Here is a 19,630-nt window from a genome sequence, read left to right as displayed (position 1 = left end):
TGAGGTTACAACCGGCCCAGGATGGCGTACAACTCGTCGATGCGGCGGGTGGGATCCTCCCAGGCGCGCTCCTTGATGCCGAGCGTTTGGGTTTCGTGGTTCAGACGGATGGCGCCGCCGCCCTCCTGAAGCAGCTGGATGATCCCTTCGGGTTTGACCTGGGGTTGGGCATGGAACTGGATCGATGCCCCCTTGGGGCCGGCGTCGATCTTGAGGATCTTGATCCGGCGACACGCCTGCTTGAGTCCCATCACCCGCAACAGGTTGGAGGTGGAGTCCGGCAGGGGGCCGAAGCGATCGGTCAGCTCGGCGCGCATCTCGCGCAGGTCGTCGGCGGTCTCTAAAGTGGCGATGCGTTTGTAGAGTGTGAGCCGCTGGCGCACGTCCGGGACATAATCGTCCGGGATGTGGGTGGAGAGGTGCAGGTTGATGACCGGCGAGAACGCCTCTTCGGCCTTCTTCTCCGTCGCGAGCGGTTGGCCGTGGCCGGCGTGCAGGGCGTCCACCGCCTCCTTGAGCATCTGGTTGTACAGCTCGAACCCCACCTCTTCGATCTGGCCGGACTGCTCGTCCCCGAGGATGTTGCCCACCCCGCGGATCTCCATGTCGTGGGTGGCCAGGGTGAAGCCGGCGCCCAGTTCGCCCATGGATTCGATCGCCTCCAGGCGGCGCAGGGCATCCTCGGTGAGGGAGCGGGGGTCGGGAATGAACAGATAGGCATAGGCACGGTGTTTCGACCGGCCCACCCGTCCGCGCAGCTGATGGAGTTGCGCCAGGCCGAAGCGGTCGGCGCGGTGGATGATGATGGTGTTGGCGGTGGGGATGTCCACCCCGTTTTCGATGATCGTGGTGCAGACCAGCAGGTTGAACTCCTGACGGTAGAAGGAGAGCATGATCTTCTCCAGCCGTCCTTCGCGCATCTGGCCATGGGCCACGCCGATCCGGGCTTCGGGGACCAGTTCCGTCAGATCGGCGGCCATCTTCTCGATATCCTCCACCCGGTTGTGGACGAAAAAGACCTGACCACCGCGATAGATCTCGCGCAGCACCGCCTCGCGCACCTTCTGGCGATCGAATGGCAACACGAAGGTGCGGATCGCCAGCCGGTTGACCGGCGGGGTGGCGATGATGGAGATGTCCCGCAGGCCGCTCATGGCCATGTGCAGGGTGCGGGGGATGGGGGTGGCGGTGAGGGTGAGGATATCCACCGTGGCGCGCAGCTGCTTGATGCGCTCTTTGTGGACCACGCCGAAACGCTGCTCCTCATCGACGATCAGAAGCCCAAGATCCTTGAAGATCACATCCTTCTGCAACAACCGGTGGGTGCCGACCACGATATCCACGCCGCCGTGGGCGATCAGTTCGATGGCGGATTTTTGTTCCGCCGGGGTGCGGAAGCGGGAGAGGATCTCCACCGTGACCGGATAGGGGGCGAGCCGACGCAGGAAGGTTTCGTAGTGTTGTTGGGTGAGGATGGTGGTGGGGGTCAACACCGCCACCTGTTTGCCGTCCATCACCGCGCGGAAGGCGGCGCGCAGGGCGACCTCGGTCTTGCCGAAACCCACGTCCCCGCACACCAGCCGGTCCATGGGGCGCGCCGAGGCCATGTCGGCCAGCACCGCCTCGATGGCGGCGGTCTGGTCCGGGGTCTCCTCGAAGGAGAAGCCGGCGGCGAACTCCTCGAGCAGCGGATCGTGGGGGGTGAAGCCGAACCCCTGATGGGCCTCGCGCTGGGCTTGCAGACGCACCAGCTCCTCGGCCATCTCCAGGATCTTGCGTTTGGCCTTTTCGCGGGTCTTTTCCCATTTGACGCCGCCCAGTTTGTCGAGGGGAACCTCCTCGCCGCCGATGTATTTGGTCACCCGGTCGAGGTTTTCCACCGGGGCGTAGAGCTTGTCCGTGCCGGCGTAGTGGATGAGCAGGAAATCGTTCTTGATCCCGCCCACCTCCAGGGAGTGCAATCCGCCGTAGCGACCCACGCCGTGATCGGCGTGGACCACCGGATCCATCTCCTTGAGGTCGGCGAATCCGGCCAGGAGTTGATCCAGGTAGCGGGGATCGGTCTTGCGGCGTTTGCTTTTGATGCCGAAAATGGCGCTGTCGGTGAGCAGCAGGATCCCCATGCGCCCATGGACGAAGCCGGACTCCAGATCGCCCACCGCCAGCCAGCAGGTGGTCGAGGCGGGGCGGGAGGCCAGTTCGCGCCAGTGGGCGATCATGCCGGTGGGGATCTTGTGATCCTCGAGGAGTTCGCGCAGTCGCTCCCGCTGTCCCATCGAGGCGGCGGTGATGCACACCTGGAATCCTTGCGACTGGGCCTTCCGGATCGCCTCGCCGGCCAGATCCAGCGGCGGTCGGGGCGGTTCGGGCTGGTCGGGATCCGGGGGGAGAATGAAACGCGGGGCCGGATCGAAGCCGAGGGAAATCCCTCCTGGTGCCGCCTGGGGAGAGATGGCGAAGGTGGCAAAGCGGTCGAGCTGGGCGGTGAGTTCCTCTGCGGTCAGATAGAGTTCGCGGGGGGGCGCGGGGTGGAACGGATCTCGGCTTCCCTCGGCATCGAGTTGGGCGAGCCGTTCGGTGACCTCGGCCTCGAAGTGACGCGCCTCGGCCAGGGCGTCGCCGTCGAGCAGGAAGAGGGTGTCGGGTGGCAGATAGTCGAAAAAACTCTCCGCCGGGCTGTAGAAGAAGGGGAGATACTGCTCCATCCCCTGGGCTTTTTCGCCCTTGGAGATCTGTTTGTAGAGTTCGTCTTCGGCAGCGCCGATGCCGTTGGCCTGGCGGAAGAAGGCGCGGAAGTCGCGAATCGTCTCCTCGGTGAGGATCACCTCGCTGACCGGCAACGCCTGCACCGACTGGATGCGGTCGGTGGAGCGCTGGGTGATGGGGTCGAAGAGGCGCAGGGTTTCCACCTCGTCGCCGAACAGCTCCAGCCGTACCGGATCCTCGCGACCGGGCGGGAAAAGGTCGATGATGCCGCCGCGAATCGCGAATTCGCCCGGTTCCTCCACCTGGGCGACGGCCCGATACCCTGCCGAGGAGAAAAACAGTCGCAGGGCGGCGATGTCGAGTTGATCCCCCTTGGCCACGGAAAAGCCGTGGCTGGCCAGATGGCGATGGGGCACGGTGCGTCGCATGAGCGCCGCCGGGGTGGTGATCAGGGTGGTCAGGGTGTGTCCGGCCACGTCGCCGGCGCTGATCGGTCCCCCGCCCAGGGTCTGGGTGAGGCGGAACAGGGCGCGGATCCGCTCGCCCATGATCGGTCCATACGGGGAGAGCCGCTCGAAGGGGAGGGTCTCCCAGGAGGGAAACGGCAGGAGTGTGAGGGCAGGCTGGAGCTGATCGGCGAAAAAGAGCATTTCGCGATAGAGGCTTTCGGCGCGCGTCGTGCTGCCGGTGACGACCACGACCGGGCCGGGAATGTGTCGGGTACACTCCACCGCCAGCCAGGCGAGCGCGGCTCCGGGCGCATTGCCCAGAAGCGGGTGGGGAGAGCCGCGACGGTCCATCAGGGGAACGAGCGGCGTGAGCAGGGGATGTTTCACGAGATTTTAAAGAAAGATATGGTATCGGGTGCTCGACGCGGTGTGACGGACGAATAATTGATTGTGTATTTAGGATCAGATAAGATCCGCTGTCAACTCTGTTCGCGATGTTTTTTGCACGACAGGGCGTTCAAAAAAAAATGAGGCAATCCAAAGTGGACTCCAAGGGGATCGGAAGCAAAGCATGACCTGGGAATTGCGCGTGATGGTGGATCGCCCGTGGGATGAGCCCGTGGCCGAGTGGCTGGCGGACGAGGGATCCATGGGGGTTTCGACCGGTTTGACCGGCGAGCGGTTGCTGGTGACCGGTTTTTTCGAGGATACCGTGGATCGGGACGATCTGGAGATCCGCTTGCGGTTGTCGTTGGCCGCGCACGATGTAACCCTCGATGGGGACGCCGTGGCGTGGCGCGATCTGCCGGACACGGATTGGGCCGAGGCGTGGAAGGTGGATTATCAGCCGTTGCAGGTGGGAAAACGGTTGTGGATCGTCCCCTCCTGGCTGGCCCTGCCGGCGGATGAGCCGGAGCGCCTGGTGATCCGCATGGATCCGGAGATGGCCTTTGGCAGCGGCACCCATGCCACCACCCGCGGTTGCCTGGAGCTTCTGGAGGATCTGGCCGCAACGCGCCCGTTGGGGCGGGTGCTGGACATGGGGAGCGGTTCCGGGATCCTGGCGATCTGGGCGGCCCTGCTCGGGGCCGAATCGGTGTTGGGGACCGATCTGGATCCGGTGGCGGTGGAGACCGCGCGGCGCAACGTCGAGGCCAACGGCGTGGCCGGGCGGGTGGAGCTGGTCGAACGGGCCGACGTGCCCGAGGGGAGGTTCGAAACCGGCGTGGCCAACATTCTGGCCTCGGTGCTGCTCGAGAACGCGGCGCGGCTGGTGGCGGCCATGGCGCCGGGAGGGTGGTTGATTCTCTCCGGAATCTTGAGAGAACAGGCGCGAGAAATCCAATTGGCCTTCGAAGGGGAGGGGGCGCGCCTGGAGCGCTCCTTGTTCATCGAGGAGTGGGCGGTGTTGTTGTTGAGGATCGGAGAGAGAGCATGACCGTTTTCGACGTGGCCGTTTGGAAGGATGGCAAGGTGCGCATGCTCGATCAACGCCTGTTGCCGACCGAGGAGCGCTATCTGGAGTTCACCTCCGCCGCCGGGGTGGCCGAGGCGATCCGCGCCATGGTGGTGCGCGGCGCGCCGGCGATCGGTTGCGCGGCGGCCTTCGGGGTGGCGGTCGAGGCGTTCCGTCTGGCAGACTCGGGAACGCCCGCCTCCTGGCCCGAGGCCATGGCCGAGGGGATGCGGTTGTTGCGTCAGGCGCGTCCTACGGCGGTCAATCTGGGCTGGGCCCTGGATCGCCTCGAACCCCTGCTGGCGGGTGATCCGGTCGATCTCCCGCAACGGCTGCTGCGCGAAGCCGAAGCCATCCGCACGGAGGATATCGCCTCGTGTCGGGCCATGGGTAAGGCCGGGGCCGCGATTCTTCCCGCGCCGCCCTCGGGGCGTCCGCTGACCATCATGACCCACTGCAACGCCGGCGCCCTGGCCACCGCCGGATATGGCACCGCCCTGGGGGTGATCCGCGCCGCCCGCGAACGCTTCGGAGAGGTGCGCGTTTTCGCCACCGAGACCCGTCCGTTCTGGCAGGGGGCGCGTCTCACCGCCTGGGAACTCGAACGGGACGGCTTCGAGGTGACCCTGATCACCGACTCCATGTCCGGACACGCCATGAGTCGCGGTCTGATCGATGCCGTGGTGGTGGGCGCGGATCGGGTGGCGGCCAACGGCGATGCCGCCAACAAGATCGGCACCTATGGTCATGCGGTGCTGGCGCGACGCCACGGAATCCCGTTCCTGGTGGCCTGTCCCCTCTCCACCATCGATTTCAAGACGCCGACCGGCCTGGAGATCCCCATCGAGGAGCGCCCCGCCGACGAGGTGACCCATGTGCGCGGCCTGCGCATCGCCGCCGAAGGGGTCAAGGTGTTCAATCCTGCCTTCGATGTCACCCCGGCGGAACTGGTGACCGCGCTGGTCACCGAACGGGGGGTGGTCCACGCGCCGGATGCCATCCGCATGCGCGCGGCGCTCAAGGCTTGACAGATCGCGGCTTCGCGATGAGAATTGGAACATCTCTTGCGTGATTTTTTGATACGAATGATCTGACAGGATACCGGCGCCATGGATTTCGCAACGATAATCGGCTTCGTGTTCGGGTTGGTGCTGATGTTCGGCGCCATCCTGATGGGTGGCCAACTGGGCATGTTCGTGGACATCCCCAGCATCCTGATCGTTTTTGGCGGGACCATCGCCTCATTGTTCATCCGTCATCGCATGAGCGAAGTGTTCGGCGCCTTCAGCATCCTGATGAAGGCCTTTTTCGTCAAATCCCACGACATCCACAAGATCATCAAGCAGATCGTCGAGATGTCGCAGATCGCCCGCAAGGATGGCATCCTCGCCCTGGAAAAGGTCAAGTCCGACGACGAGTTCCTGCAAAAGGCGATCAACCACTGCGTCGATGGCGCGGATCCGGCCTTTCTGGAGAAGATTCTCGCCAAGGAGTTGAGCTGTCAAAAGGATCGCCACCGCAACGGCGTGGGGATCTTCGAGGGGATCGCCGAGGCGGCCCCCGCCTTCGGACTCCTTGGCACCCTGATCGGTCTGGCGCAGATGCTCGGTCACATGGAGGATCCATCCGCCATCGGACCCGGACTGGCCACGGCTCTGGTCAGCACCTTCTACGGCATCCTGATCGCCAATCTGGTGGCGATTCCGGTCTCCTACAAGCTGGTGGCCTACAGCGAGGAGGAGCAGATGGTCCGTCAGGTGATCATCGATGGCATGATCAGCATTCAAAAGGGGGTCAACCCCCGCATGCTGATGCAATCCCTGATCGCGGTTCTTCCGCCCACGGCACGCAAGATCGATTAGAAAACGGCGCGGTAACCATTCAGGATCCCGGCGATTGCAGGGGTCCGGGGATCGCAAGATCCCTGGCGGAGGTTCGGAGGCGGAGCCTCCGAGGTTTGGCTTCTGTCTTTGGCGCGCTCTTTTGAAGAGCGCGCCAAAGACAGAGGAAGAGTCCCAAGGGCTTTGCCCTTGGATCCCACCAGGGGCCATGGGCCCCTGGACCCCGCCCAATGCAGGGGTCCTGAATGGTTGCGTTTTCAGGAAGGTGTCATGACGGACACGGATGAGATGGGTTCCACGGTGACGCCCCGGGGGCCGGGGTGGATGATGCCGCTGGCGAGCACGCTGGCCGTGCTGCTGGGGGTGTGCATCATGCTGCTCGCCATGTCCCGACCGGATCCGGCACGGATGGCCGCCGCCCTGTCGTCGGTGCGCGTCTCCCTGGGGTTGGATGCCATGGAGTTCTCCTTCGAGGGGGGACAGGGGGGGGACTCCCGTACCCTGATCGAGGCGATCGAATTCACCCAGGCCGTGGAGTTGGTGCGCATCAAGGAGCGGCTCGAGGCGATGCGGGGTCGTCTGGCGGACGCCAAATCCCTGGAGGCCAGACCCATCGAGGAGGGTTTTCTGATCCGCATGGGTCGATCCACCCTGTTCGCCGAGGGGACGGTGACCCTGCGTGACGAGGTGCGACCGGTTCTCACGCAGTTGGCGGCGCAGTTCTCCCGTATGCCCAATGTGGTGCGTATCGACAGTTTCGGCGAAAAGAGCGGGTCGGGTGGTGCGTTGGGGAGTGTCTGGGCCTTGACCGCCGCCGAGGCCGCGGCCCTGGGTGAGTTTTTCGTGGCGGGTGGCATGGATCCGACCCGTCTGGCGGTGTCCGGGCATCGGCCCGGCGAGGTGTTGGGAACCTCGCCCACCGAGCGGGGCAAGACGGCGGGCATCGAGATCCTTTTGACCCGCGAGATTCGTCCCGTGGCGGAAAAGACGGAGCCGTCCGTCGCGGTTCAGGCTCCGAAACCCGAGACACCCCCTTCCGGCGGTTCCCATTAGAGCGGTGTTCAGGAGCCAGCATGGCGCAGCAGACCAATCAACCCGCCCAACAGAAACAACAGCGGGAGTTTGTCCGGGTGGACGATCACCTTCCCCTGGCGTGGCGCAAGATCGATGAAGAGCGCTTCAGGGCGGTGATGGCCTATTTCGAGCAACATCGCACCTTTCCGCACAAGAGCGACGACATCCATCAGGCCATCGCGGCGCTCGACATCACCGAGGCTCTCAAAAAACTCGAGCAGAGCGAACCTCTGCTGGCGCGTGTCCTGATCCGTCTGGATCAGAAGCTCAACCTGCTGCTCCGTCTCTTTCATCCGAGCGAGGGGGAGCGACCCATGACCCTGACCCCGGTCAACCTGAGCGGTGGCGGCATCTCCTTCGAGGACAAGGAGACCGGTCTGGTGGTGGGCGATGTGGTGGAGCTGCGTTTGTCCCTTTCGGTCGATACCCTGACCATCATCGAATGTTTCGCGCGGGTGATGAAGATCTTTGATCTCGGCGATGGGGGGATGACCCGGATCGCCTGTCGTTTCGAGCCGATCCTCGACCCGGATCGCGAACGGTTGATTCAGCACATTTTCTTGCGGCAGTCCGAACTGTTGCGCGCCAAGAGCGGCTATTGACCCTTTCGTGGGCAATGAGGGACAGCGCATGGCCGGGAAACCGCCTGGAGTGGGATCCAATGTGATCGAGGTGCCGCTGTGGTGGCGCAAGATCCAGCCCGTGGAGCTGGATGCGGTCACCCGTGCGCGTCGGTCGCGGACGGTGCCGGTGGCCCTGCATCCTGGTTTCGGGGAGGAGACCCGGGCGCTGCTGGAGCGTGAGCGGGAGATCGTGGACGCGGGCGGGATCGAGTCCGTGGCGCGGCTGCCGCGGCTGTTGGCCCTGGAAGTTCTGAACGCCAAGCTCAACCGGGTCGTGGAACAGGCCCAGCCTGGCGATGATCGCTACGTGCCCCATCCGTTGCAATGGCACGATTCCGGCGACGGCGTGACCTTCTGGACCCAGGAGGCTGATCTGACGGTTGGCGATCGGGTCGAGATGCGCTTCTCTCTGTTTGCCGAACAACCGATGCCGATGCACACCTATTGTCGGGTGCATCGGCTGCGTCGCGACTGGAACGGTTCCGCCATCCGCGTCGAGTGCCGTTTCGAAACCATCGCATCGTTCCAGAACCCCCTCCCGACCACGCCGAAAGTCTCCCCGGCATCTGCCGAGCCGGCCTCTTCCGTGTCGGTGCGCGGACCGGTGGCGGAGAAACCGGAGTTCGTGATGCCGGCCCGTTCCGAGACCGCCGCCTATTACATCACGCCCCAGGTGCAGGGTGCCTTGCCCCGCGAGATCCTTCCGCACGCCCCGACCCCCGCCAAACCGGCCCATCCACCCGCCCATTCCGAAGAGGATCGTCACGCCCGGATGGCGCGCAAGCTGGCCGAAGGCAAGGAGATTGTCGAGGCCGAGCCCCATCGCGCCTCGGCTTATCTGAGCGATCATCCCGCCAACCGCGCGGGTCTGGTGCCCAAACGTCAGGATTACCGGCTCAACGACCAGTTGCCGTTGGCCTGGAAGATCATGAGTCTGAAGAGTTTTGACCAGGCGGTGGCCTGTTTTCAGGAACGTCAGCTCTTTTTGTTGCGCGATGCGGTGATGGTCCAGAAACGGATGTTGTTCGAGGCCGATACCCTGCTCAAGGCCATGCGCCAGCAGAATGGCCGTGCCCGGCGACCTGCCTTGTGGGTTCGGGAGTATCTGGATCACCGTTTTCGTCAGGCGATCACTGAAGAGGAGGAGAACCGATTCCAACTCTGTTTGGGACAGTTCACGACCCTTCTCAAGGAGTTGATCAAACGTCCACCTGGCACCGCGGATGTGGCGCAAGTGATGGCCTTTTTCAAGGAAGAGCTGGATCTGCGCATTCTGAGGACACAGTTGGATCCGGTGGCGCAGAAGTTGGCGTTGTTGAACACCGAGCGCGACTTGACCGAGGTGGCGCGGCAGATCGACAAGCGGGTCGAGGGGTTGCGCGTCACCGATCCGTCGCTGGTTGAACCTCTGGTGGGGATTCGTGCCACCCTGGCCGGGATCGATCTGTCCACGTTGGATATCCCCAAGCAGGTGACCCCGGACGGGGATGCGATCTTTGGTGTCAACCTGAGTGCCACGGGAGTGGGCTGGCGCACGTTGCGAACGCGGGTCTACAAGGGGGATCTGGTCGAGATTCGTCTGGCGGTGGATCCCGAGGGGCAAGGATTCGAGACCCTTTGGTCGTATGGTCGCATCGTGGTGGTGCAGGATCCGGATGAATTCGGGCGACGGCGGGTGGCCTGTTCCTTTGAGCACATGTCGCCGTTGCATCGGGAACGGTTGCAGGCCCACATCGTCCGCCGTCAGCGCGAGGATCTGGGGCGTCGGTCAGGAGGGACGTGAACCGGGTGCAACGGTTCGGGACTCCCCGTGATCCCGAACATGCGTGCCTCGAAGGTCAGCAGACATGCGTGCCTCGAAGGTCAGCAGATTGGATGGGTGCGGACTGTTCAACGGTCTGTCATTCCAATCGTGTCTGAACAAATCAGCATTGATTGCAACATCCGGCAATCAAGCACACCTTGAGAGGCTGTTTGGTGATTCCATCCATGGAATCACCAGACACGCACGATTCGAATGCTTCGAACCGTGCGTGAACAAATGGTTGCGCCATTTGGCGGGCCATTCATGGCCCGTGTCGGCTGTTTGGCAAGTGCCAAACAGCCTCTGAACCATGATAACAAAAGTGCTGGGAGTTCCATGTTATGCTGCATGCAGAATTTGATATGAATGGGCGCGTCATTGGTAACGGCCTGCAACCTTACATCATTGCCGAGGCGGGATCGAATTTCAATCAATCCATGGATCTTGCGCGGCGGTTGATCGATGTCGCCGCCGAGTCGGGTGCGGATGCCGTGAAATTCCAATTGTTCCGCGCGGATGTTCTGTATCCGGCAGGCGGGGAGATGTATGAGATATTCAAATCCATTGAGCTGAACGCAGGGTGGGTTCCAGCCTTGCAGGATCATGCGCGTCAGCAAGGTATCGAATTTCTGGCATCCGCTTTTGATGTGGAGTCCGTCAAGACGTTGCGGCAGGTAGATGTTGCAGCCTTTAAAGTCGCCTCCTCCGAGGCAACCAACTTGCAATTGTTGTATCTCATGGCTTCGTTCGGAAAGCCGATGATCATCTCAACCGCCATGTGCGACATGGTGGATGTCGAAGAAGCGGTCGCTGTTTGTCAAGCCGCGGGCAATAATCGTATTGCGTTACTGCAATGTGGCGCTGTTTATCCCTTGTCGCCGGAACAGGTCAACTTGCGCGTGATGCAGACGTTTGTAAAACGGTTTGGTTGCCCGGTTGGTTTCTCGGATCACACCTTGAGCAACCATGTTGCCTTGGCCAGTGTTGGTCTTGGAGCTGCCTTGATTGAGAAGCACTTTACACTTGACAAAACTGCGGAAGGTCCAGATCATGCCTATGCTGCGGAACCTCATCAGCTTCGTGCATTGGTATCTGAAATACGCGAAGCCTATCAGGCAATGGGAAGCCGCGAAAAGGAAATGCTCCCTCAAGAGCGCGCTGTCGGACGCCGGGAAGGTTTGTATGCCGCACGGACCATTTCCGCGGGCAGCATCCTGTCGGAAGGGGATATAGAGGTGCGTCGCCCGGCCTTGGGAATACGCTCCCGCCACAAGCCTGTTGTTTTGGGCGCCCGCAGTCTGCGAGAGATACAACCCGGTGAACCACTGACATGGCAGTTGATCGGCTTTTCTTGAAGCATCTCACCATGCACGGTTCGAAAACGTGTCGAACCGTGCATGTTTGGTGATTCCTTGCATGGAATCACCAAACCGTCTCTGGGTGAATACCGAATGATGGGCGCGCTTGTCCTGGGGGTTCCGAATGATCATGCATACAATCCGGTGATTGTTTAGGGGAAGAGATGGAAACAGGCACACGAAAAAAGAATCAACTGATTGTGTTTGGTTCCGCGGAGATTGCGCGACTGGCTCGATTTTATTTCGAAAATGATAGTAGTTATAGAGTTTCAGCCTTTGTCGTCGATGATGCATACGTTGATGCGGATTCCCTGGATGGCTTGCCGCTTCTGGGGTTCAGTCAGGCGCTGGAGCGGTTTCCTCCGCAGGAATATGAGATGCATGTGGCCATTTCCTATCGCGGCTTCAACCGTTTGCGCAGCGAGAAATATTACCAGGCAAAAGAGGTCGGTTATCGACTGGCCTCGTACATCTGCACCAAATCAGCCCTCTGGCCTGATCTGGATGTCGGGGATAACTGCTTCATTCTCGAGAATCAGACCATCCAGCCAACGGTTCATATTGGCAACAATGTCGTTATCTGGTCTGGAAACCATATTGGACACGGAAGTATCATTGGAGATCACACCTACATTGCATCTCATGTCGTGATCTGCGGGCATTGCAATATTGGAAAAAGATGCTTTTTTGGTGTCAATTCCACAATACGCGATTTTTGCAGTATTGGTGACGATTGTTTCATTTCCATGGATGCCTCGGTTACAGCCAATCTGCCCCCGGAATCCGTGGCCATTGGGCACGGTGCAGAGATCTTGAAGCCGGATGACCGACGCGGCAGGGCGTTGGTCAAGCGATTTTTTGGTCAGGTTTGAGGTCACCACCATTCAGGATCCCACTCTTGCAGGGGACGGCGGACCGGAGGTTTCCGGCTTAAGTGCGGAGACGGAGTTTCCGAGGTTTGGTTTTTGACTTTTTCTAAAGCGCGCGAAAAGATGAACGGAAAAGTCCCAAGGGCTTTGCCCTTGGATCCCACCAGAGGCCGATGGCCCCTGGACCCCGCCAAATGCAGGGGGCCGTTACCGTGGAACTCCCACCAGGGAGGTCCCATGGTACGGGGAGTGAGGAGGGATCCCCCATTACCAAGCTACACGGGATGAATACAGGTCAATGAGAATCCATGGCTGGGAAAAACGAGGTCTGGTCATCAAGCCTGATCAGAAGTTCTGGTGGTCATGTACACATGCAATGGTTCCTACGCCACTGCACATTGCAGGGAGCGTGTATAGAATATATTTTTCCGGGAGGGATCGATACAATCGATCGCATATCGGTTATGTTGTGATCGATATGCATGATCCTGCGGTGGTTCTTGAGTATAGTTCCGAGCCGGTTCTTGGTTTGGGTGCTTTGGGATGCTTTGATGATAACGGCGTCACCCCTTCCTGCGCCGTGAGGGTTGGGGATGAAATCCGATTGTATTATATTGGATGGAATCCGGGTGTGACTGTGAGAATGCATCTGTTTGGTGGTTTGGCTGTTAGCAAGGATGGTGGCAACACATTTCAACGTTGGTCTCAGGCGCCAATTCTGGAGAGATGCCCAACGGATCCCTATCTGAATACCGCGCCATGGGCTGTCTGGAGTGGTGAAGAGTGGCGACTTTACTATGTTTGCGGCACAGGTTGGCGTCATCAAGATCTTCCCCGGTATCACATTCGCATGGCCAGGTCCAAGGATGGCCTGCATTGGCAACGTGATGGTCATGTTTGCATTGATTTCGCGGGAGAGCACGAAAATGCACTTGCCAGACCCTATGTTGTTCTTGAAGAGGGCATCTGGAAAATGTGGTTTGCGCACAAAGGCGAGGCCTATAGACTCGGGTATGCTGAATCACAAGATGGATGTTTGTGGGAGCGCATGGACGAAAGAGTCGGGATTACCGTTTCGTCGGGCGTGGCCTGTGATTCGGAAATGATTGAGTACGCGGCAGTCATCAATCATCATGGACAGCGTATCATGTACTACAATGGAAACGATTACGGCAAAGATGGCATCTGTTTGGCAGTTGAAGCATGAAAAAGATCGCCATTATGCAACCAACCTATCTGCCGTGGATCGGTTATTTTGCACTGATGGATCGGGTGGATGGTTTTGTTTTCCTGGATACGGTGCAATTCGAGCGGCGATCCTGGCAACAGAGAAATCGAATCAAAACACCCCAGGGTGCCATATGGCTGACAGTGCCGGTTCATAATAAAGGGTTGCGAGATCAGACGATTTGTCAAGTTGAGATTGATCTCAATCGTGGTTTTCCATCCGATCATGTTCGGGCTCTTGAGTTGAATTACTCCAAGACCCCGTATTTTTCAAAATACATGCCGGAGATCTGTGCGATCATAACAAAAAGTCATACACTTTTGTCCGATCTCACAATCGAATTGATTCTGTTTTTTCAAAAATCTTTGGAAATATCCGTGCAGACAATACGCTCAACCAATCTGGTGAATGTTGGGAAAAAGGCGGATTTATTGGTCAATCTTTGCAAGCAGTTGGATGCGACTGTTTATGTTTCTCCCCCTGGATCACGCCAATATCTTGAAGATTCAGACGCATTCATGCAAGAAAATATTAAGGTAGTCTATCATCAATATCATCATCCGCAGTATACCCAGAAGTTTGGTTCGTTTGTGCCATACTTGTCAATCGTTGATTTGCTGTTCAATTGTGGGCCAGACAGTCTGACTGTTCTACGTGAAGGTGTGTGCGATGAATGATCCGGTGCGTCGTTTGGCAATCATTCCAGCCCGCGGGGGTAGTAAACGTATTCCCCGCAAGAATATCAGACCATTTTGTGGGCGGCCCATGATTGCGCATATTTTGGATACGGCGCAGGCTTCCGGTCTTTTCGACGTCATTCATGTCTCTACCGAGGATCAAGAAATTGCCGATATCGTGCTTCAATTGGGATATCCTGTGCGCTTCATGAGACCGGCACACCTGGCGGATGACTTTATCGGGACCATGCCGGTACTGAACCATGTTGTGGAGACATTTCGGAAACAAGGGGAGATGTTCACACAGATTTTCTCATTGCTGGCCTGTGCTCCCTTGATTGAACCGGGCGATCTCGTGGGCGGTTCACGTCTTTTCGAGAGCCTTGCGGGACGTCACCCCGTGCTTGCTGTCGCGCCCTATCCGGCGCCTGTAGAGTGGGCCTTTGATCGGCAGACCAATGGGATGTTGGTGCCGCGAACGCCGGGCGCCTTTGCCATGCGTTCCCAGGACCTGCAAACAGCTTATTATGATGCGGGGACATTTGCCATTTTTTCCAGTTCATTTATCACGGACCATCAAGATGGTACGGATGTTGGATTTGTTGGATATCCGTTATCTCGAGACAGAGCCGTTGATATCGATACAATCGAAGATTGGGAGTTCACCGAAAGGCTCTATCTGGCGCGGACTGGGCGTTGAATCCATGGCCGGATCGTGGAAGGTGCAAAATGGAAGCGATTTTTCGCAAAGAACGCGAAAAATCGCTTATCGTGAAAGCGCGCGAAAAGATTCACGAAACAGTCCCCAGCTTTGCCCTTGGATTCCACCAGGGCCTCTTCCCCTGGACCATGGCAAATGCAGGGGGCCTGAATGGTTGCTTGTCGTGAAGGACTGATACAGCAACAAGAGATGAAACCAACTTTGCTGAAACAGGGTGTTCAGCATCATGGTCCTGATTGGAAATGATCGCTGCGTGTCCGTTTTGGAGTATGAGAAGATATGGTTGAGTTGACTCCCCATCCTTGCAAACCATCCCCGTTAACCGATTCTTCCATTCTCATTACAGGCGGCACTGGATCCTTTGGTCATACGTTCGTACCCTTGACCCTGGCACGTTTCAAACCGCGTCGCCTGGTCATTTACTCCCGCGATGAAATGAAACAGTGGGAAATGGCCAAGAAGTTCCGTGACTACGACAACGTTCGATTCTTTATCGGCGATGTGCGAGACAAGGAACGGCTCTATCGGGCGCTCCACGACATCGATTATGTGGTCCACGCGGCAGCCATCAAGATTGTCCCGACTGCGGAATACAACCCTTTTGAATGCGTCAAGACCAATATTCTGGGTGCCATGAACCTGATTGATGCATGCATCGATCAGGGGGTCAAGCGTGTGGTGGCGCTTTCCACGGACAAGGCAAGCAGCCCGATCAACCTGTATGGCGCAACCAAGCTGGCGTCGGATAAATTGTTCATTGCAGGCAATTCCTACTCGGGAAAGAAGAAAACCCGTTTCTCCGTGGTGCGTTATGGCAACGTGATGGGCTCTCGAGGTTCGGTGATTCCCTTTTTTTACAGTCTCAAGGAGCGTGGCTCGCTTCCGATTACCGATCCAAGAATGACCCGTTTCATGATCACCCTCGAACAAGGCGTCGATCTGGTTTGGCATGCCTTTGACGATATGCTGGGTGGAGAAATCTATGTCAAGAAGATTCCTTCCATGAGGGTGTTGGACATCGCTCGTGCCATCGCACCGGAGGCTCTGCATGAGATCATTGGTATTCGTCCAGGAGAAAAACTGCATGAGCAGATGATCAGCACCGAGGATGCCCCATTTACCTATGAGTATGCGGATCATTATAGAATCCTGCCCGCCATCCGTTTGTGGAGCCGGGAGCAGGAGCGATGTGAAAAGGGCGTTCTGGTGGATCCTGAGTTCAGTTATACATCAGATGGCAACAGTGAATGGATGAGTGTTGAATCCTTGAGAGTGTGGATCGAGACCCATCGAGATCAGATTGGATTGTTCTGATGACGATCCCGTATGGCCGACAACACGTCACGCAAGCCGATATCGACGCGGTTGTGGAGGTGTTGCGTTCTGATTGGCTGACGCAAGGCCCCATGGTTCCTCGGTTTGAACAGGCGGTGGCGGATCACTGCCAGGCCGCATGGGCCGTTGCCGTCAACAGCGCGACAAGTGGATTGCATATCGCTTGCCTCTCTCTGGGCCTGGGGCCGGAAGATTGGGTGTGGACCTCACCCATGACGTTTGTGGCCAGCGCGAACTGTGCCCGTTATTGTGGTGCGCGGGTTGACTTCGTTGATATCGATCCGGTCACCTACAACATGAGCATTCCGGCTCTCGAGAAAAAGTTGATCGATGCCGAGCAGACAGGAAAGCTGCCAAAGATCCTGATTCCTGTACATCTGTGCGGGCAGTCCTGCGATATGGAGGCCGTGGATGCTTTGCGTCAACGTTATGGGTTTCGCATCATCGAGGATGCCTCCCATGCGATCGGCGGGTCGTACAAGAACAATCCGGTTGGGAACTGCCGGTATGGTGACATCGCTGTTTTCAGCTTTCACCCGGTCAAGATCATCACCACCGGTGAAGGCGGCATGGCGTTGACGAATGATCCGATTCTGGCCAATCGCATGCGTCGATTGCGCAGCCATGGGGTGTCGCATCAGCCCGCTGAAATGCTGTCACGCCCAGAGCATGAGATCTGGAATTATCAGCAGTTGGAGTTGGGTTACAACTACCGTATGACGGATATTCAGGCTGCCCTGGGTTTGAGTCAGTTGAGTCAACTGGACCATTTTATTCAGCGGCGGACCGAAATCGCGCATCGTTACGATGTTCAGCTTCGTGACCTGCCGATTACACTGCCGTATCGACAGCATGACATCCGCTCCAGCCTGCATCTCTATCCGATTCGTGTCTCTCGTGAACGATGTGGGAAAACCCAACGACAGGTCTATGAGTCTCTGAAACAGGGTGGGGTGGGGGTCAATGTGCATTACATTCCGGTTTACCGACAGCCCTATTATGAACAGCAGGGGTTTCCTGTTGGATACTGTCCGGAGGCCGAACGCTATTTTCAGGAAACCGTGACCCTGCCGATCCATCCCACCCTCACGGAAGCAGAGCAGGATCTTGTCATCCACGCATTGCGCAGGCTGTTTACATGAAGCTGGCTCTTGGAACGGTCCAATTCGGCATGCCCTACGGCATTGCCAATCGTGGCGGTCAGGTTCCCCATGAAGAAGCCGCCACCATTCTCCAGATGGCCCGGCAGCATGGCGTAAAACTCCTTGATACGGCGGTTGGTTACGGCGAAAGCGAAACATGCCTGGGGAGAATCGGAACAGAGGGATTCGACATCGTGACCAAACTGGTCTTGCCGCATCCGATGCACGAGGCCCCAGAGCAGTGGATTGAAGCACAGATTCGCGACTCCTTGATGCGTTTAAACCGCCAGAAATTGTATGGCGTGCTGTTGCACCGCGCCGAGCAGCTCAATGGACCGCATCAAGCGGCGATTGTTCGCGCATTTCAGCGGCTCAAGCAGGCGGGACTGGTTGAAAAATTCGGAGTTTCCATCTACGCGCCAGACGAGATCGCCGCAGTTCTCGAGACCGGAGTCGTTGATTTGATTCAGGCTCCTTTCAACCTGCTGGATCGACGTTTGCTCACCACGGGGTGGTTGCAACGACTTCACGCCGCGGGCGTCGAAATCCACGTTCGATCGGTTTTTCTGCAGGGGCTGTTGTTGATGTCCAGGAGAGCCATTCCCGAACGCTTCGCCCGTTGGAACCCCCTTTGGGATGCGTGGCATGATTGGTTGCAAGATCATCCCGATCAGAGTGCCGCGCAAGTCTGCCTGGGATTTGCTCACGCCTGTGCGGAAATCTCTCGCATCGTGATCGGTGTGGATGGCGCGGAGCAATGGCGGCACCATCTGATCACGTATGGCGCCCTCGATGCGGTCACCTGGCCAGATCTTTCCTGTGATGACGAGGCGTTGATCAATCCCGCAAGGTGGACTCTGCTTTAACCATGGAACTCCCGAAGGGAAGGTCCATGGTGCGGGGGGTGAGGGGATCTCCGACCATCATGCACGTTAGGCGCGCGCATTCCTCGCGTGCCTGCGCCCAATGATGCGAGGATCCATGAACAAGGGGCTTTGCGCGCATTGTTTGCCATTGCGAATCGTTTCCGGAGCGCAATATCCAGGTGTTGGGTGATACCAGAGGGTCGTTTGTTGTTCCCATGGCATATGAAGAGGCGCCTCGATGTTGCGTGCAATCACGCGCTTCACCATTCTGCTGGTTGAGGATAAAAGTATGCGGATGCGGCGAAGATGATGAAACGAATTTATTTGTATGGTTATTATGGATTCGGGAATGTCGGGGACGATCTTCTTCTGAAATCCATGTTGAACTTTCTTGACAGCCGCTTTCCGGATACGGAATTGATTGTCCGCTCGTTGGCACCGGCATCCGTTGCTCGAAAGTATGGGAAATTGACCTATCAATGCGGTGAGGCCACTCTTTATGCGAACTGTTCCAAGTTCGAGAGATTAAGGCGTTATCTTCGTTTGCAATGGGACGCCATGAAGTGTTGTGATCATATCATATTCGGCGGTGGAACGCTCTTTCATGCGCAAAACGGCAATTCAACGAATCTGATGTTGATTGTCCTGATTGTCCTGATTGGCCGTCTGCGCGGTTCCAAGGTACATGCCGTTGGTGTGGGCGTGGGGAAATTGTCCACACGCCTTTCAAGGGTGTTGTTTTCTGGCATCGTTCGCTTTTCTGAGCTTTTTCTGGTGCGTGATGTCACTTCGCTGGATCATTGCCATCGATCTCTGTATTTCGGAAGCGTCACAAGAACGGCTGACCTGGTTTTTACGCTGCCTGTCCACCCTTCTTCCACGGTGAAACGTGACCAAGGTGTCCATTTGGGTATCACCTTGGGGCTGACTGGGGTCAATGCCGATTCTGCAAACCATTCTCCATTTGTTGAGGGGTTCCGCGCTGCCCTGAATCATTGGCGCGGGCAGGGATGGTCGGTGACTTTTTTGGTTTTTCAGGATCTTCATGCCGAATCCGTCACACTGTCCGACAGAGATTCCTTTCATCAGGTGTTTGGAGAGCAGGAAGGTATCGAGAGTCTGCGAGTCTCTTCGGATTTGACGGTTCTTGAAAAACAATTTGCCGGGTTTGATTGTATCGTTGGCATGCGCTATCACAGTCTGGTGATTGCCACTCTTTTGGGCATACCGTTTGTTGGATTGGGGAACGATCATAAAGTGGCCAATCTTTGTGATTCATTGTCCATGCCTGTACTGCCGTTACAGGGCTTTGGCGCATCTGAACTGCTTATGGCCGTGAGTCGAACGGTCGAGCGCGCCCCGGATCCGATGCGCGTTCAGGGGCTCAGACAGGCTGCCTGGGATAATTTTTCACAACTGGCAAACGTCATGGGGTGTGAATCCTTGTGAGTTGGTGACGACTCGGGCCCCCGTCATGCAAA

General features: G+C 58.2%; 17 protein-coding genes. 16 read left to right on the top strand and 1 reads right to left on the bottom strand.

Going from position 1 to position 19,630, the window contains the following annotated elements:
- Positions 1–5: 5 nt before the first annotated feature.
- Positions 6–3,542 (bottom strand): transcription-repair coupling factor, encoded by a 3,537-nt coding sequence (gene mfd, locus ACOY6C_RS13765; protein WP_420906042.1) that lies wholly within the window; start codon positions 3,540–3,542, stop codon positions 6–8.
- Positions 3,543–3,726: 184 nt separating this feature from the next.
- On the opposite strand from mfd, the gene prmA reads away from it, so the two are divergent.
- The 16 genes from prmA (at position 3,727) to ACOY6C_RS13685 (ending at position 19,598) form a co-directional block, all read left to right on the top strand.
- A complete protein-coding gene (gene prmA, locus ACOY6C_RS13760; protein ID WP_420906041.1) occupies positions 3,727–4,593 on the top strand; it encodes a 50S ribosomal protein L11 methyltransferase in 867 nt (288 codons plus the stop codon).
- Positions 4,590–5,639, top strand: coding sequence for an S-methyl-5-thioribose-1-phosphate isomerase (gene mtnA / locus ACOY6C_RS13755; protein WP_420906040.1), 1,050 nt, complete (start codon positions 4,590–4,592; stop codon positions 5,637–5,639). Before prmA ends, mtnA begins: the two co-directional genes overlap by 4 nt.
- An 81-nt stretch (positions 5,640–5,720) precedes the next feature.
- Entirely contained in the window at positions 5,721–6,473 is a 753-nt protein-coding gene (locus tag ACOY6C_RS13750) for a motility protein A (RefSeq protein WP_420906039.1), read from the top strand.
- 249 nt (positions 6,474–6,722) lie between these two features.
- A complete protein-coding gene (locus ACOY6C_RS13745) occupies positions 6,723–7,505 on the top strand; it encodes a hypothetical protein (protein ID WP_420906038.1) in 783 nt (260 codons plus the stop codon).
- A 20-nt stretch (positions 7,506–7,525) separates the two neighbouring features.
- The gene (locus tag ACOY6C_RS13740) at positions 7,526–8,128 is read left to right on the top strand and encodes a PilZ domain-containing protein (RefSeq protein ID WP_420906037.1); all 603 of its coding nucleotides are present in this window, start codon (positions 7,526–7,528) and stop codon (positions 8,126–8,128) included.
- Between the two features lie 28 nt (positions 8,129–8,156).
- Entirely contained in the window at positions 8,157–9,932 is a 1,776-nt protein-coding gene (locus ACOY6C_RS13735; protein WP_420906036.1) for a PilZ domain-containing protein, read from the top strand.
- 362 nt (positions 9,933–10,294) lie between these two features.
- The gene (locus ACOY6C_RS13730; protein ID WP_420906035.1) at positions 10,295–11,308 is read left to right on the top strand and encodes an N-acetylneuraminate synthase family protein; all 1,014 of its coding nucleotides are present in this window, start codon (positions 10,295–10,297) and stop codon (positions 11,306–11,308) included.
- Between the two features lie 167 nt (positions 11,309–11,475).
- Positions 11,476–12,183, top strand: coding sequence for an acetyltransferase (locus tag ACOY6C_RS13725; RefSeq protein WP_420906034.1), 708 nt, complete (start codon positions 11,476–11,478; stop codon positions 12,181–12,183).
- A 295-nt stretch (positions 12,184–12,478) separates the two neighbouring features.
- A complete protein-coding gene (locus ACOY6C_RS13720) occupies positions 12,479–13,387 on the top strand; it encodes a glycoside hydrolase family protein (protein WP_420906033.1) in 909 nt (302 codons plus the stop codon).
- Entirely contained in the window at positions 13,384–14,085 is a 702-nt protein-coding gene (locus ACOY6C_RS13715; RefSeq protein WP_420906032.1) for a WbqC family protein, read from the top strand. Before ACOY6C_RS13720 ends, ACOY6C_RS13715 begins: the two co-directional genes overlap by 4 nt.
- Positions 14,078–14,785, top strand: coding sequence for an acylneuraminate cytidylyltransferase family protein (locus ACOY6C_RS13710; RefSeq protein ID WP_420906031.1), 708 nt, complete (start codon positions 14,078–14,080; stop codon positions 14,783–14,785). The genes ACOY6C_RS13715 and ACOY6C_RS13710 overlap by 8 nt, the downstream gene beginning before the upstream one ends.
- A 29-nt stretch (positions 14,786–14,814) precedes the next feature.
- Positions 14,815–14,973: a hypothetical protein gene (locus tag ACOY6C_RS13705; protein WP_420906030.1), complete on the top strand. Its 159-nt coding sequence runs from the start codon at positions 14,815–14,817 to the stop codon at positions 14,971–14,973.
- A gap of 112 nt (positions 14,974–15,085) precedes the next feature.
- Complete coding sequence (gene pseB / locus ACOY6C_RS13700) at positions 15,086–16,120, top strand: UDP-N-acetylglucosamine 4,6-dehydratase (inverting) (RefSeq protein WP_420906029.1); 1,035 nt, start codon at positions 15,086–15,088, stop codon at positions 16,118–16,120.
- The gene (gene pseC / locus ACOY6C_RS13695; RefSeq protein WP_420906028.1) at positions 16,120–17,283 is read left to right on the top strand and encodes a UDP-4-amino-4,6-dideoxy-N-acetyl-beta-L-altrosamine transaminase; all 1,164 of its coding nucleotides are present in this window, start codon (positions 16,120–16,122) and stop codon (positions 17,281–17,283) included. Before pseB ends, pseC begins: the two co-directional genes overlap by 1 nt.
- Complete coding sequence (locus tag ACOY6C_RS13690; RefSeq protein WP_420906027.1) at positions 17,280–18,149, top strand: aldo/keto reductase; 870 nt, start codon at positions 17,280–17,282, stop codon at positions 18,147–18,149. Before pseC ends, ACOY6C_RS13690 begins: the two co-directional genes overlap by 4 nt.
- Positions 18,150–18,455: 306 nt before the next feature.
- Positions 18,456–19,598, top strand: a complete 1,143-nt coding sequence (locus ACOY6C_RS13685; protein WP_420906026.1) for a polysaccharide pyruvyl transferase family protein — start codon at positions 18,456–18,458, stop codon at positions 19,596–19,598.
- The last annotated feature ends 32 nt before the right edge of the window (positions 19,599–19,630 follow it).

The sequence above is a fragment of the Candidatus Magnetaquiglobus chichijimensis genome (assembly GCF_045865675.1).
Classification (GTDB): Bacteria; Pseudomonadota; Magnetococcia; order Magnetococcales; family Magnetaquicoccaceae; genus Magnetaquiglobus; species Magnetaquiglobus chichijimensis.
The sequence above is the reverse complement of the archived record's forward strand: the minus strand, read 5'-3'. Positions and strand labels throughout refer to the sequence as shown.

What these genes read in the sequence shown, in the direction of transcription:
- ACOY6C_RS13710 (WP_420906031.1), top strand. Translation starts at nt 14,078, where the DNA reads ATGAATGATCCGGTGCGTCGTTTGGCAATCATTCCAGCCCGCGGGGGT.
- ACOY6C_RS13750 (WP_420906039.1), top strand. Translation starts at nt 5,721, where the DNA reads ATGGATTTCGCAACGATAATCGGCTTCGTGTTCGGGTTGGTGCTGATG.
- ACOY6C_RS13740 (WP_420906037.1), top strand. Translation starts at nt 7,526, where the DNA reads ATGGCGCAGCAGACCAATCAACCCGCCCAACAGAAACAACAGCGGGAG.
- ACOY6C_RS13685 (WP_420906026.1), top strand. Translation starts at nt 18,456, where the DNA reads ATGATGAAACGAATTTATTTGTATGGTTATTATGGATTCGGGAATGTC.
- mtnA (WP_420906040.1), top strand. Translation starts at nt 4,590, where the DNA reads ATGACCGTTTTCGACGTGGCCGTTTGGAAGGATGGCAAGGTGCGCATG.
- ACOY6C_RS13690 (WP_420906027.1), top strand. Translation starts at nt 17,280, where the DNA reads ATGAAGCTGGCTCTTGGAACGGTCCAATTCGGCATGCCCTACGGCATT.
- ACOY6C_RS13715 (WP_420906032.1), top strand. Translation starts at nt 13,384, where the DNA reads ATGAAAAAGATCGCCATTATGCAACCAACCTATCTGCCGTGGATCGGT.
- pseC (WP_420906028.1), top strand. Translation starts at nt 16,120, where the DNA reads ATGACGATCCCGTATGGCCGACAACACGTCACGCAAGCCGATATCGAC.
- prmA (WP_420906041.1), top strand. Translation starts at nt 3,727, where the DNA reads ATGACCTGGGAATTGCGCGTGATGGTGGATCGCCCGTGGGATGAGCCC.
- ACOY6C_RS13730 (WP_420906035.1), top strand. Translation starts at nt 10,295, where the DNA reads ATGCTGCATGCAGAATTTGATATGAATGGGCGCGTCATTGGTAACGGC.
- ACOY6C_RS13745 (WP_420906038.1), top strand. Translation starts at nt 6,723, where the DNA reads ATGACGGACACGGATGAGATGGGTTCCACGGTGACGCCCCGGGGGCCG.
- ACOY6C_RS13720 (WP_420906033.1), top strand. Translation starts at nt 12,479, where the DNA reads ATGAGAATCCATGGCTGGGAAAAACGAGGTCTGGTCATCAAGCCTGAT.
- pseB (WP_420906029.1), top strand. Translation starts at nt 15,086, where the DNA reads ATGGTTGAGTTGACTCCCCATCCTTGCAAACCATCCCCGTTAACCGAT.
- ACOY6C_RS13725 (WP_420906034.1), top strand. Translation starts at nt 11,476, where the DNA reads ATGGAAACAGGCACACGAAAAAAGAATCAACTGATTGTGTTTGGTTCC.
- ACOY6C_RS13735 (WP_420906036.1), top strand. Translation starts at nt 8,157, where the DNA reads ATGGCCGGGAAACCGCCTGGAGTGGGATCCAATGTGATCGAGGTGCCG.
- ACOY6C_RS13705 (WP_420906030.1), top strand. Translation starts at nt 14,815, where the DNA reads ATGGAAGCGATTTTTCGCAAAGAACGCGAAAAATCGCTTATCGTGAAA.